Origin of the sequence: Escherichia sp. S10b, from assembly GCF_028421345.1 — a bacterium.
Taxonomy (GTDB): Bacteria; Pseudomonadota; Gammaproteobacteria; order Enterobacterales; family Enterobacteriaceae; genus ECMA0423.
Genome location: NZ_JAHZSO010000156.1, coordinates 88208 through 101243, shown reverse-complemented (window position 1 = coordinate 101243; position 13036 = coordinate 88208). Strand labels below are relative to the sequence as shown.

Sequence of the window (13036 nt, the reverse complement as noted above, 5' to 3'; positions counted from 1 at the left end):
ATATGCTCAAACACGCTCCAGAATCATGGCGATGCCCTGACCGACACCGATGCACATGGTGCATAATGCGTAACGACCGTTACGCCGATGCAGCTCATGGCTGGCAGCCAGTGCCAGGCGGGCACCACTCATTCCCAACGGATGGCCTAAGGCGATAGCGCCTCCGTTGGGGTTAACATGTGGGGCATCATCAGGCAGCCCCAATTCGCGTAGTACACCCAACGCCTGGGCCGCGAACGCTTCGTTCAATTCAATCACGTCCATATCGTGAATACTCAGCCCCGCGCGTTCCAGCACCCGGCGAGTTGCAGGCACCGGACCAAGCCCCATCAGACGCGGTTCCACCCCGGCGGTTGCCATGGCTACGATACGCGCCCGCGGCGTCAGTCCTTGCGCTGCTGCCATCTGTTCACTGGCAATAATCAACGCAGCGGCTCCGTCATTCACCCCGGAGGCATTGCCTGCGGTAATCACCCCATTGGCACGAAACGGTGCTTTTAACCCACGTAACTGTTCCAGCGTCGTTTCCGGGCGCAGATGCTCATCATGTTGTATTTCTGTTACAACGCCTTTCTTGTTTTTCAACACAACCGGAACAATCTCCTCAGCCAGAATGCCTGAGGATTGCGCTTTTGCCGTACGTTGCTGACTGCGTAGCGCAAAACTATCTTGATCTTCTCGCGAGATTTTTAACAGTTCAGCTACATTCTCTGCCGTTTCCGGCATGCTGTCAGTTCCAAATTGTTGAGCCATGAGCGGGTTCACAAATCGCCAGCCAATAGTGGTATCAAACATCTCAGCCTGACGAGAAAATGCATTGGTTGCCTTGCCCATAACAAACGGTGCCCGAGACATTGACTCCACGCCACCAGCGATCAGCAAGTCGCCATCGCCCGCTTTAATCGCCCGTGCGGCAAACCCCAGTGCGTCCAGCCCGGAACCACACAAGCGGTTAATGGTTGTGCCGGAAACACTCTGCGGCAGCCCCGCCAGTAAAGTCGCCATCCGGGCTACGTTACGGTTATCTTCTCCCGCCTGATTAGCACAGCCGAGGATCACATCATCGATACACTCCGCATCGAGACGCGGGTTTCGCACCAGCAGTTCCCGCAAAGGGATAGCAGCCAGATCATCAGCCCGAACACCTGATAATGCCCCGCCGTAGCGACCAATTGGCGTACGAATTCCGTCACAAATAAAGGCTTCACGCATCAGGCTTCTCCTATAATGGTGCCGCCGATGCGGTGAGATTTACCGCGAAACAGCGCAACCGTTTTTTGTTGTTGGTTAACAATTTCGATGTCGTAAACACCGGTTTGCTTGCCCTGATGACGAACCTGCGCAGTCGCAGTTAAGGTGTCTCCGGCAAAGCCTGGACGTAAAAAATCAATCGTGCAGGCAGAAGCGACAGCTGCCAACCCCTGGCTATTGCAGGCGTAGGCAAAGGCAGTATCAGCCAGTGAAAATAGCTGCCCGCCGTGGCAACTTTGATGACCATTAAGCATTTGTACAGTGACGGTCATGGTCACTACAGCAAAGCCTTCATCCATTGAGATAATGTCGATGCCAAGCGCTTTCGCGCAGGCATCGTTCTCATACATTGCATGGGCATTTTGCCAGGCCTTATGACTCATAACCGCTCTCCAGAAGCGCCCGTTGGCGCAGCAATGAACATGGGCGATAGCGTTCTTCGCCATAGTGATGTTGTAGATTTTCCAGGAGCCTTAATATTCGCTGCCAGCCAAGTTGCGCTCCCCAGGCAAGCGGGCCATATGGATAATTCACCCCAAGACGCATGGCGGTATCGATATCCTGTTCAGAGGCCACGCCTTTTTGCAGCGCATCAAGGGCTTCATTGATGATCATTGCTACCGTTCGCCAAATCAGCATTCCTGGGTAATCTGCAATTTGCAGCACTGTTTTGCCCTGCTGTTGCAGGTAATAAATGGCCTTGTGGGTCGCTGAGTCCGGGTTCACCGCTGCCGCAGCAATGGTCACCACCTTGCCCGCCATTTTGTCGATAACTACCACCGGGCGCGCCAGTCGTGTTGCCAGCGCCTGTGCCGTCTCGCCTTGTGTCTCAATCAATAAAACATCGTCAATTTCCGTGACACCGTCACTTTTCTTTTCTACTTTCATTGGGCTAAAACTGTCGCTTACCGCTTCCAGGCCAACAACTGCCTCACGTTCCGCGCGCCAGTCGTACACGCCCAGCCCACTTTTCTTGCCCAACCGTCCACCAATCACCAGTTCCTGTTGCACCAGCGAAGGTAAAAAACGACGCTCCTGCCAGAAAGCGTTAAACACCGAACAGGTGACAGCAAAATTGACGTCCTGACCAATCAGATCGGTTAATTCCAGCGGCCCGATCGGGAAACCAGCGCCATCGCGAAGTGCAGCGTCAATCACTTCTGGTGCAGCAACCTGCTCTTCCAGTGCCCGCCAGGCCTCGGAATAATAAGGACGCGCAACACGGTTAACGATAAATCCGGGGGTCGAATGACAGCGCACTGGCTGCTTACCCCAACTCAATGTCAGTTCACACAACTGCTCGACAACTTCCGCTGCCGTTGCCAGCCCACTGACCACCTCCACCAACTTCATCACCGGTGCCGGGTTAAAAAAATGCAGCCCCGCAACACGTTCAGGATTTTTTACCTCCGCAGCAATCGCGGTTATAGAGATTGACGAAGTGTTAGTGGTCAATAGCGTTTGTGGCGGGCAAACTTCCGCCAGTTGTGCAAAGAGCGCTTTTTTAACTTCCAGACGTTCAGACGCCGCTTCAATAACCAGATTCGCTGCTGCCAGCGCGTGAATATCGGTCACCGGGATCAGGCGTTTCAATGTGCGTTCACAGGTTTCAGCGGTCAGTTTTCCCCGCGTCACGCGTGAATTTAGCCGCGCGTGTATCCCGTCGATTGCGCGGGTCAGCGCTTCAGCAGAAATGTCATACAGTAAAACCTGATGTCCATGACTGGCGGCAACTTCAGCAATGCCTGCCCCCATGGTGCCGCTCCCAATCACTGCCACAGTTTGCACATTTATCATCATGCTATTTCCCCGTGAACTGCGGTGAGCGTTTAGCCAGGAACGCACTGACACCTTCACGATAATCTGCGCTCCGTCCGGCAAGTCGCTGATAGTCACGTTCCAGATCCAGTTGCGTATCGAGCGTATTGGTTTCAGCGCTATTTATCGCTTGCTTGATAAGTCCAAGACCAAATGTCGGTTGTGTCGCCAGATGCCGTGCCAGCTGTTGCGCGGTATCTGCCAGCGTTTCATCATCAACAACCTGCCAGATCATCCCCCATTCGTGCGCCTGTTCAGCACTCAGTTGATTCCCCAGCAGTGCCAGCCCCATGGCGCGCGCTCGTCCGGCAACGCGTGGCAGTAACCAGGTTCCACCGCAATCGGGTATTAAGCCTAACTTACTAAACGCCATGACGAATTTTGCTGAACGGGCAGCAATAACGATGTCGCACCCCAGTGCCAGTGTTGCGCCTGCCCCTGCCGCCACGCCATTGACTGCACAGATCACCGGTTTTGGCAGTTTTGCCAGGCGACGTACCAGTGGGTTATAGAAACGTTCAACTGACATCCCTAAATCCGGTGCGGGGCCTGTGGGATCAACGTTACGATCGTTAAGATCCTGACCAGCACAAAATCCGCGCCCGGCACCTGTAAGTAACAGGCAACGGATAGTGTCGTCGCGCTCGACCTGTTTCAGGCACTCTGCCAGTTGTGCGTGCATCTCATCATTAAAACTGTTCAGGCGTTCCGGGCGGTTGAGCGTTAGTGTCATCACGCCCTTTTCTACATGACTGAGGATGAATTCCATCATTAGCGTCCTTTAAAGTCGGGCGTGCGTTTTTGTAAGAAAGCGGAGATGCCTTCATGACGATCTTCTGTTGCCGCCAGCAAGGTGAATAACTGTCGCTCCTGGGCAAGTCCGGCTTGCAAAGCCACTTCCTGCGACTGGCGCAGCGCTTGCTTTGCCGCTTGTAAGGCCAGCGGCGAGTGACGTGCCATTTTCGATGCCAGCTGTAAGGCGTATTCGAGGGTTAAATCGCTGGGGAAGACGTCGCTAACCAGCCCGGCCTGCTGTGCTTGCTGGGCGGTGATACTTTCTCCGCTCAGCACCATTTTGCTGGCTAACGATTTACCGACACTACGGATTAAACGTTGCGTTCCGCCTGCGCCAGGCATGATGCCGAGAGTGATTTCCGGCAACCCAAAACGCGCGTTCTCTCCGGCAACCACCACATCGCACAACAATGCCAGTTCGCAACCCGCCCCAAGCGCGTAACCGTTGACGGCTGCGATGAGTGGTTTATTAAAGGCCTGCAATCGCGCCCATAGCTGCGGACGTGTATCGTTTAAGGTGGCCGCGAGATCTTTTTCCGCCATTTCGTTGAGATCGGCCCCGGCGGCAAAAAAGCGTGCATTACCGGTAATCACACAGACCGAAATGCTGGTATCGATAGCCGCAGCTTCCAGTTCATTTACCAGTTGCGTCAGAAGGGCATTATTTAGCGCATTACGTGCGGCGGGACGGTTAAGGGTCAGCAACAATACTTGTTGCTGACGGCTGACGATCAGTTCGCTCATGCCATCCCCTTCGCGTCAAAGTCAACCACCACATCGCTGGTCAGCGGCAGTGCCTGGCAACTCAACACATAGCCTGCGGCCAGTTCATCCGGTTCCAGACTGTAATTGGTTTCCATCGCCACTTTGCCACGCAGCACTTTGCATTTGCAGGTCGCACAGACGCCGCCTTTGCAGGCATAGGGCAGATCAGCCCCCTGGCGCAATGCCGCATCGAGAATGCTTTCATCGTCGGCATTAAGCACGATTTCCCGATCCCGCCCATCCTGACGTACAGTCACTTTTTGTCCGTCACTTTGCACGTTAACGCTACGTTTGACGCGCGTGCCAGGCGTATTAAACCGCTCCAGATGAATGGTTTTATCTGGCATTCCCAGTGCTTTTAAGGCGGCTTCCGTCTCATCCATCATCGCCGCCGGACCACAAATAAATGCCTCATCATAAAGACGAAAATTAATGAGCGAGGCCCCAAGTGACTGTAATTTTTCACCGTCAATACGCCCGTGAAGCAGATCGCTGTCGAGGGTTTCCTGACTGAAAATGCACAACAACTGTAAACGCTGAGGATATTTGTCTTTCAGGTCTGCCAGTGCCTGGCGAAACATCATGCTCTGGCTGGTACGGTTACCGTAGATCAGGGTGAACTGACTTTCAGGCTCGGTTTGTAAAGTGGTGGCGATAATCGCCAGCATTGGCGTAATACCTGATCCTGCTGCAATAGCCAGATAGCGGCCCTGGCGTTCGGCCTGTGGCTGATAGCCGAAATGCCCCTGCGGCACCATGACCTCCAGCGTCATACCCTGGCGGATGTGTTCGCGGGCATAGCGGGAGAAACGTCCGCCTTCAATGGCTTTCACCGCCACACTAATTTCGCCAGGCAGATAGCTGCGGCAAATGGAGTAACAACGGCGTAATTCTTCACCATCAAAGCTGGCTTTTAAGGTCAAATGTTGACCGGGGCGAAAGCGATACGCCTCCTGCAAAGGCTGGGGCACCGCAAAGGTAATGGTCACCGCATCACGGGTTTCCGGCTCCACTTTTGCCACCGTTAAGGAATGAAACGTTGTCATGGCATCCTCAAATACATTTGAAATAATCGAAAGGTTCGCGGCAACTATCGCAGCGATACAATGCTTTGCAGGCCGTGGAACCAAATTCACTGATAAGTGTGGTATGGACGCTGGCGCAGCGCGGGCAACGTACTTCTGGCGGCAAATGGGCATGGCAACTGTGTCCGGCGGGCGGGCTAATGCCATACTGTCGCAGACGCTCACGGGCATCGGGGGTCATCCAGTCGGTGGTCCATGCCGGGTCGAGTTGCAGCACAACCTGAACGGGGGTAAACCCGTGGGTTGTCATTGCCTCACGTATCGCGCCAATCAAATGTTCCGTTGCCGGACAACCGGAATAAGTCGGCGTAAAGCCGATCACCCATCCTTCTCCCATCTGTGTCACATTACGCACCATGCCTAAATCGGTAATGGTCAGCACCGGGATCTCCGGGTCCGGGATCTGGCTGAGTAGCGCCCATATCTCATGAACCTGTGGCGGTGCAATGGTGGCCAGACGTTGCATACCCATCTCCTCTGTTACCATTGCTGACCGGGCAAGACACGCTGGAGATACTGCATTTCTGCTAGCATGGGTCCAAGGTGTTCGGTATGCAGTCCTTTTTTACCGCCAGTGCGATACGCCTGCTCTTGCGGTACGTTCAATGTGGCTTCGTTGATTCCGGCAAAAACTTCGGCTTCCCACGCTGCGCGTAAAGTGCGTGGATCAACCGCAATACCCTCTTCACTCAGTGCAATATCAATCTCGTCGGCATCGAACAGTTCGGCAGTAAAACGCCACAACTTGTCGATGGCCTGCTGCATCTTTTGCCCTGATACGTCAGTACCATTGCCCAGTCGCTCCAGCCAGCCACGACTAAAACGCAGGTGATAACGCGCTTCTTTAATTGCTTTGGCAGAAATCGCCGCCAGTTGCGGATCACGGCTTTCCATCAGACGGGTAAAGAGCGCCACATGCCATGCATCGATGAAATACTGGCGTGCAATGGTGTCGGCAAAATTGCCGTTTGGTTGTTCAACCAACAATAAGTTGCTGAACTGGCGCTCGTCTCGGGTGAAGGCCAGGGTATCTTCATCACCTTCTCCCGCTAATTCAGCGGCATACGATAAGAAGTTACGTGCCTGACCTAATAAATCGAGGCCAATGTTTGCCAGTGCGAGATCGATTTCCAGTTCCGGTGCGTGACCGCACCATTCCCCCAACCGCTGGGAGAGCACCAGACAGTTATCGCCCAGGCGCAAGGTGTAAGCCGTTAACTGATTCATTTCCGACCTCACATGTGCTCAATGCCATCAGGGATGGTGTAAAACGTTGGATGGCGATAGACCTTGCTTTCAGCCGGATCAAAAAATTCACCGCGTTCTTCCGGTTGCGAGGCAACAATTTCACTCGCCTTCACCACCCAAATTGAACATCCTTCGCTACGACGGGTGTAAGCATCACGGGCATTTTCCAGTGCCATCCGCTCATCGGCAGCATGTAAACTGCCAACATGGCGGTGTGATAAGCCCTGTTTGCCACGCACGAAAACTTCGTATAACGGCCAGTAAACATTACTCATTTTGAATCTCCTTATGCGACCTTACGGGCAAGTTGTTTTTGTGCATGGGCCAGCGCTGCTTCCCGTACCCAGGTACCTTCTTCCCAGGCTTTACGTTTGGCGTCAAGCCGCTCCTGATTACAAATTCCGCGACCGTTAATTACTTCGTTAAACTCCTGCCAGTCGATCTCACCAAAGCGGTAGTGACCGCTTTCAGTGTCAAAATGCAGATCCGGGTCAGGAACGGTCATACCGAGCATTTCAACCTGTGGAATGGTGTTATCCACGAAACGCTGGCGGAGTTCGTCGTTGGTGAAACGTTTGATTTTCCAGGCGAGACTTCTGGCGCTGTTTGGCGAGTTATCATCGTTTGGCCCGAACATCATTAAGGCTGGCCACCAGAAACGGTTAATGGCGTCTTGCAACATCTGCTTTTGAGCTTCGCTGCCCTGCGCGAGTGCCATGCAGGCTTCAAACCCCTGACGCTGGTGAAAACTCTCTTCTTTGCAGATTTTCACCATTGCTCTGGCATACGGGCCATAAGAAGTGCGACATAACGCCACCTGATTGACGATCGCTGCGCCATCCACCAGCCAGCCGATAACGCCGATATCAGCCCAACTCAATGTCGGATAATTAAAGATGGAGGAATATTTCATCCGTCCGTCGAGCATTTTTTGGTAGATGTCTTCTCTGGCGCAGCCCAGTGTTTCGGCGGCGCTATAGAGATACAGACCATGACCGGCTTCATCCTGCACTTTGGCCAACAGAATGGCTTTACGCCGCAAGGTTGGTGCGCGAGTGATCCAGTTACCTTCAGGCAACATACCAACAATCTCGGAGTGCGCATGCTGCCCAATCTGGCGGATCAGTGTCTTTCGGTAAGCATCGGGCATCCAGTCCTGTGGCTCGATAGCCGTTTCCTGGGCTATCCGTTGCTCAAAGCGTTCTTCTTGGGTCACATCATCACCTTTACGATTCCAGTTTTCGTGAATTAATTAAAAACACGAATCACATTGTTTTATGAAAGTTACACAATAGTTAACTAAAATCACAAATTTTGTATGCTTGAACTGTGACGGATTTCGCACCCTATTTTTATAAATCATTATTTATCAGTGCATTAATGTTTTCCGCAGTTGCTATACAGATCGCATAGTTAACATTTCGTTAAAAGATCCCTTGCTTTTTATGATTCGCGATTTAACTATTAGCAACAGAAATGTGAAACATCTGGAGAGTAGCGATGCAGCAGTTAGCCAGTTTCTTATCCGGTACCTGGCAGTCTGGCCGGGGCCGTAGCCGTTTGATTCACCACGCTATTAGCGGCGAGGCGTTATGGGAAGTGACCAGTGAAGGTCTTGATATGGCGGCTGCCCGCCAGTTTGCCATTGAAAAAGGTGCCCCCGCCCTCCGCGCGATGACCTTTATCGAACGTGCGGCGATGCTTAAAGTGGTCGCTAAACATCTGCTGAGTGAAAAAGAGCGTTTCTATGCTCTTTCTGCGCAAACAGGCGCAACGCGGTCAGACAGTTGGGTTGATATTGAAGGTGGCATTGGGACGTTATTTACTTACGCCAGCCTCGGTAGCCGGGAGCTGCCTGACGATACGCTGTGGCCGGAAGATGAATTGATCCCCTTATCGAAAGAAGGTGGATTTGCCGCGCGCCATTTACTGACCTCAAAGTCAGGCGTGGCAGTGCATATTAACGCCTTTAACTTCCCCTGCTGGGGAATGCTGGAAAAGCTGGCACCAACGTGGCTGGGCGGAATGCCAGCCATCATCAAACCAGCTACCGCGACGGCCCAACTGACTCAGGCGATGGTGAAATCAATTGTCGATAGTGGTCTTGTTCCCGAAGGCGCAATTAGTCTGATCTGCGGTAGTGCTGGCGACTTGTTGGATCATCTGGACAGCCAGGATGTGGTGACTTTCACGGGGTCAGCGGCGACCGGACAGATGCTGCGAGTTCAGCCAAATATCGTCGCCAAATCTATCCCCTTCACTATGGAAGCTGATTCCCTGAACTGCTGCGTACTGGGCGAAGATGTCACCCCGGATCAACCGGAGTTTGCGCTGTTTATTCGTGAAGTTGTGCGTGAGATGACCACAAAAGCCGGGCAAAAATGTACGGCAATCCGGCGGATTATTGTGCCGCAGGCATTGGTTAATGCTGTCAGTGATGCTCTGGTTGCGCGATTACAGAAAGTCGTGGTCGGTGATCCTGCTCAGGAAGGCGTGAAAATGGGCGCACTGGTAAATGCTGAGCAGCGTGCCGATGTGCAGGAAAAAGTGAACATATTGCTGGCTGCAGGATGCGAGATTCGCCTCGGTGGTCAGGCGGATTTATCTGCTGCGGGTGCCTTCTTCCCGCCAACCTTATTGTACTGTCCGCAGCCGGATGAAACACCGGCGGTACATGCAACAGAAGCCTTTGGCCCTGTCGCAACACTGATGCCAGCACAAAACCAGCAACATGCTCTGCAACTGGCTTGTGCAGGCGGCGGTAGCCTTGCGGGAACGCTGGTGACGGCTGATCCGCAAATTGCGCGTCAGTTTATTGCCGACGCGGCACGTACGCATGGGCGAATTCAGATCCTCAATGAAGAATCGGCAAAAGAATCCACCGGGCATGGCTCCCCACTGCCACAACTGTTACATGGTGGGCCTGGTCGCGCAGGAGGCGGTGAAGAATTAGGTGGTTTACGAGCGGTGAAACATTACATGCAGCGAACCGCTGTTCAGGGTAGTCCGACGATGCTTGCCGCTATCAGTAAACAGTGGGTGCGCGGTGCGAAAGTCGAAGAAGATCGTATTCATCCGTTCCGCAAATATTTTGAGGAGCTACAACCAGGCGACAGCCTGCTGACTCCCCGCCGCACAATGACAGAGGCCGATATTGTTAACTTTGCTTGCCTCAGCGGCGATCATTTCTATGCGCATATGGATAAGATTGCTGCTGCCGAATCTATTTTCGGTGAGCGTGTGGTGCATGGGTATTTTGTGCTTTCTGCGGCTGCGGGTCTGTTTGTCGATGCCGGTGTCGGTCCGGTCATTGCTAATTATGGGCTGGAAAACTTGCGCTTTATCGAACCCGTAAAGCCAGGCGATACCATCCAGGTGCGTCTCACCTGTAAGCGCAAGACGCTGAAAAAACAGCGTAGCGCAGAAGAAAAACCAACAGGTGTGGTGGAATGGGCGGTAGAGGTATTCAATCAGCATCAAACCCCGGTGGCGCTGTATTCAATTCTGACGCTGGTGGCCAGGCAGCACGGTGATTTTGTCGATTAATCGGTGAATGAAGGGCAACGGCGAATAGTTGCCCTTTTATTTCACTAAATTTTGTGACGTTGTCACATTATGCATGATGTGTACATCTATTTTCAGGGCATCCACTGTATGAAAAGCTGGCACACCTGCCAAACAACCTGGCAGGTGCAGGCAATCCCCTTTGCATCAGTACTGATAATGTGAACCTGACTAAACCGCCCACAGAGCGCGGTTGCTAACAAGAACACAACATCTGACGAGGTTAATAATGGGAAGCCCCTCTCTGTATTCTGCCCGTAAAACAACCCTGGCGTTGGCAGTCGCCTTAAGTTTCGCCTGGCAAGCGCCGGTATTTGCCCACGGTGGTGAAGCGCATATGGTGCCAATGGATAAAACGCTTAAAGAATTTGGTGCCGATGTGCAGTGGGACGACTACGCCCAGCTCTTTACCCTGATTAAAGATGGCGCGTACGTGAAAGTGAAGCCTGGTGCGCAAACAGCAATTGTTAATGGTCAGCCTCTGGCACTGCAAGTACCGGTAGTGATGAAAGACAATAAAGCCTGGGTTTCTGACACCTTTATTAACGATGTTTTCCAGTCCGGGCTGGATCAAACCTTTCAGGTAGAAAAGCGCCCTCACCCACTTAATGCGCTAACTGCGGACGAAATTAAACAGGCCGTTGAAATTGTTAAAGCTTCCGCGGACTTCAAACCCAATACCCGTTTTACTGAGATCTCCCTGCTACCGCCAGATAAAGAAGCTGTCTGGGCGTTTGCGCTGGAAAACAAACCGGTTGACCAGCCGCGCAAAGCCGACGTCATTATGCTCGACGGCAAACATATCATCGAAGCGGTGGTGGATCTGCAAAACAACAAACTGCTCTCCTGGCAACCCATTAAAGACGCCCACGGTATGGTGTTGCTGGATGATTTCGCCAGTGTGCAGAACATTATTAACAACAGTGAAGAATTTGCCGCTGCCGTGAAGAAACGCGGTATTACTGATGCGAAAAAAGTGATTACCACGCCGCTGACCGTAGGTTATTTCGATGGTAAAGATGGCCTGAAACAAGATGCCCGGTTGCTCAAAGTCATCAGCTATCTTGATGTCGGTGATGGCAACTACTGGGCACATCCCATCGAAAACCTGGTGGCGGTCGTTGATTTAGAACAGAAAAAAATCGTTAAGATTGAAGAAGGTCCGGTAGTTCCGGTGCCAATGACCGCACGCCCATTTGATAGCCGTGACCGCGTTGCTCCGGCAGTTAAGCCTATGCAAATCATTGAGCCTGAAGGTAAAAATTACACCATTACTGGCGATATGATTCACTGGCGGAACTGGGATTTTCACCTCAGCATGAACTCTCGCGTCGGGCCGATGATCTCCACCGTGACTTATAACGACAATGGCACCAAACGCAAAGTCATGTACGAAGGTTCTCTCGGCGGCATGATTGTGCCTTACGGTGATCCTGATATTGGCTGGTACTTTAAAGCGTATCTGGACTCTGGTGACTACGGTATGGGCACGCTAACCTCACCAATTGCTCGTGGTAAAGATGCCCCGTCTAACGCAGTGCTCCTTAATGAAACCATCGCCGACTACACTGGCGTGCCGATGGAGATCCCTCGCGCTATCGCGGTATTTGAACGTTATGCCGGGCCGGAGTATAAGCATCAGGAAATGGGCCAGCCCAACGTCAGTACCGAACGCCGGGAGTTAGTGGTGCGCTGGATCAGTACAGTGGGTAACTATGACTACATTTTTGACTGGATCTTCCATGAAAACGGCACTATTGGCATTGATGCCGGTGCTACGGGCATCGAAGCGGTGAAAGGTGTTAAAGCGAAAACCATGCACGATGAGACGGCGAAAGATGACACGCGCTACGGCACGCTTATCGATCACAATATCGTGGGTACTACACACCAACATATTTATAATTTCCGCCTCGATCTGGATGTAGATGGCGAGAATAACAGCCTGGTGGCGATGGACCCAGTGGTAAAACCGAATACTGCCGGTGGCCCACGCACCAGTACCATGCAAGTTAATCAGTACAACATCGGCAATGAACAGGATGCCGCGCAGAAGTTTGATCCGGGCACGATTCGTCTGTTGAGTAACCCGAACAAAGAGAACCGCATGGGCAATCCAGTTTCCTATCAAATTATTCCTTATGCAGGTGGTACTCACCCGGTAGCAAAAGGTGCCCAGTTCGCGCCGGACGAGTGGATCTATCATCGTTTAAGCTTTATGGACAAGCAGCTTTGGGTAACGCGTTATCATCCTGGCGAGCGTTTCCCGGAAGGCAAATATCCGAACCGTTCTACTCATGACACCGGTCTTGGACAATACAGTAAAGATAACGAGTCGCTGGACAACACCGACGCCGTTGTCTGGATGACCACCGGCACCACACATGTGGCCCGCGCCGAAGAGTGGCCGATTATGCCGACCGAATGGGTACATACTCTGCTTAAACCATGGAACTTCTTTGACGAAACGCCAACGCTAGGGGCGCTGAAGAAAGATAAGTGATTGTTTC

At 52.5% G+C, this 13036-nt stretch carries 12 protein-coding genes; 2 read left to right on the top strand and 10 right to left on the bottom strand.

Translation table 11 applies throughout. The features are described 5' to 3' along the window. Window positions 1–6 precede the first annotated feature (6 nt). Genes paaJ through paaA form a run of 10 tightly spaced genes read right to left on the bottom strand, consistent with a single transcriptional unit; the run spans window position 7 to window position 8178 of the window. The gene (gene paaJ / locus FTE26_RS09935; protein WP_001206185.1) at window positions 7–1212 is read right to left on the bottom strand and encodes a bifunctional 3-oxoadipyl-CoA/3-oxo-5,6-dehydrosuberyl-CoA thiolase; all 1206 of its coding nucleotides are present in this window, start codon (window positions 1210–1212) and stop codon (window positions 7–9) included. Then, window positions 1212–1634 carry a hydroxyphenylacetyl-CoA thioesterase PaaI gene (gene paaI / locus FTE26_RS09930; RefSeq protein WP_000018415.1) on the bottom strand — a complete coding sequence of 141 codons (423 nt, stop codon included), beginning with the start codon at window positions 1632–1634 and terminating at the stop codon, window positions 1212–1214. The genes paaJ and paaI overlap by 1 nt, the downstream gene beginning before the upstream one ends. Continuing rightward, window positions 1624–3051 (bottom strand): 3-hydroxyacyl-CoA dehydrogenase PaaH, encoded by a 1428-nt coding sequence (gene paaH, locus FTE26_RS09925; RefSeq protein ID WP_000973369.1) that lies wholly within the window; start codon window positions 3049–3051, stop codon window positions 1624–1626. The genes paaI and paaH overlap by 11 nt, the downstream gene beginning before the upstream one ends. A gap of 1 nt (window position 3052) precedes the next feature. Continuing rightward, a complete protein-coding gene (gene paaG / locus FTE26_RS09920; protein WP_000969777.1) occupies window positions 3053–3841 on the bottom strand; it encodes a 2-(1,2-epoxy-1,2-dihydrophenyl)acetyl-CoA isomerase PaaG in 789 nt (262 codons plus the stop codon). After that, a complete protein-coding gene (gene paaF / locus FTE26_RS09915; protein ID WP_001292333.1) occupies window positions 3841–4608 on the bottom strand; it encodes a 2,3-dehydroadipyl-CoA hydratase PaaF in 768 nt (255 codons plus the stop codon). Before paaF ends, paaG begins: the two co-directional genes overlap by 1 nt. Continuing rightward, window positions 4605–5675 carry a 1,2-phenylacetyl-CoA epoxidase subunit PaaE gene (gene paaE, locus FTE26_RS09910; RefSeq protein ID WP_000206364.1) on the bottom strand — a complete coding sequence of 357 codons (1071 nt, stop codon included), beginning with the start codon at window positions 5673–5675 and terminating at the stop codon, window positions 4605–4607. Before paaE ends, paaF begins: the two co-directional genes overlap by 4 nt. Before the next feature lie 7 nt (window positions 5676–5682). After that, the gene (gene paaD, locus FTE26_RS09905; protein WP_001189197.1) at window positions 5683–6180 is read right to left on the bottom strand and encodes a 1,2-phenylacetyl-CoA epoxidase subunit PaaD; all 498 of its coding nucleotides are present in this window, start codon (window positions 6178–6180) and stop codon (window positions 5683–5685) included. A gap of 14 nt (window positions 6181–6194) precedes the next feature. Next, a complete protein-coding gene (gene paaC, locus FTE26_RS09900; protein ID WP_001072831.1) occupies window positions 6195–6941 on the bottom strand; it encodes a 1,2-phenylacetyl-CoA epoxidase subunit PaaC in 747 nt (248 codons plus the stop codon). A gap of 8 nt (window positions 6942–6949) precedes the next feature. Continuing rightward, complete coding sequence (gene paaB, locus FTE26_RS09895) at window positions 6950–7237, bottom strand: 1,2-phenylacetyl-CoA epoxidase subunit PaaB (protein ID WP_000073393.1); 288 nt, start codon at window positions 7235–7237, stop codon at window positions 6950–6952. An 11-nt stretch (window positions 7238–7248) separates the two neighbouring features. Next, window positions 7249–8178 carry a 1,2-phenylacetyl-CoA epoxidase subunit PaaA gene (gene paaA / locus FTE26_RS09890; protein ID WP_000191067.1) on the bottom strand — a complete coding sequence of 310 codons (930 nt, stop codon included), beginning with the start codon at window positions 8176–8178 and terminating at the stop codon, window positions 7249–7251. A 284-nt stretch (window positions 8179–8462) separates the two neighbouring features. Here paaA and paaZ point away from each other — a divergent pair, with 284 nt between their 5' ends. Together paaZ and tynA are read left to right on the top strand one after the other, a co-directional pair. Then, the gene (paaZ, locus tag FTE26_RS09885) at window positions 8463–10508 is read left to right on the top strand and encodes a phenylacetic acid degradation bifunctional protein PaaZ (protein ID WP_001186506.1); all 2046 of its coding nucleotides are present in this window, start codon (window positions 8463–8465) and stop codon (window positions 10506–10508) included. A gap of 247 nt (window positions 10509–10755) precedes the next feature. Then, complete coding sequence (gene tynA / locus FTE26_RS09880; protein WP_000535473.1) at window positions 10756–13029, top strand: primary-amine oxidase; 2274 nt, start codon at window positions 10756–10758, stop codon at window positions 13027–13029. Window positions 13030–13036 lie beyond the last annotated feature (7 nt).

Coding starts and splice junctions, on each gene's coding strand:
- paaJ (WP_001206185.1), bottom strand. CDS start 1,212: ATGCGTGAAGCCTTTATTTGTGACGGAATTCGTACGCCAATTGGTCGC.
- paaI (WP_000018415.1), bottom strand. CDS start 1,634: ATGAGTCATAAGGCCTGGCAAAATGCCCATGCAATGTATGAGAACGAT.
- paaH (WP_000973369.1), bottom strand. CDS start 3,051: ATGATGATAAATGTGCAAACTGTGGCAGTGATTGGGAGCGGCACCATG.
- paaG (WP_000969777.1), bottom strand. CDS start 3,841: ATGATGGAATTCATCCTCAGTCATGTAGAAAAGGGCGTGATGACACTA.
- paaF (WP_001292333.1), bottom strand. CDS start 4,608: ATGAGCGAACTGATCGTCAGCCGTCAGCAACAAGTATTGTTGCTGACC.
- paaE (WP_000206364.1), bottom strand. CDS start 5,675: ATGACAACGTTTCATTCCTTAACGGTGGCAAAAGTGGAGCCGGAAACC.
- paaD (WP_001189197.1), bottom strand. CDS start 6,180: ATGCAACGTCTGGCCACCATTGCACCGCCACAGGTTCATGAGATATGG.
- paaC (WP_001072831.1), bottom strand. CDS start 6,941: ATGAATCAGTTAACGGCTTACACCTTGCGCCTGGGCGATAACTGTCTG.
- paaB (WP_000073393.1), bottom strand. CDS start 7,237: ATGAGTAATGTTTACTGGCCGTTATACGAAGTTTTCGTGCGTGGCAAA.
- paaZ (WP_001186506.1), top strand. CDS start 8,463: ATGCAGCAGTTAGCCAGTTTCTTATCCGGTACCTGGCAGTCTGGCCGG.
- tynA (WP_000535473.1), top strand. CDS start 10,756: ATGGGAAGCCCCTCTCTGTATTCTGCCCGTAAAACAACCCTGGCGTTG.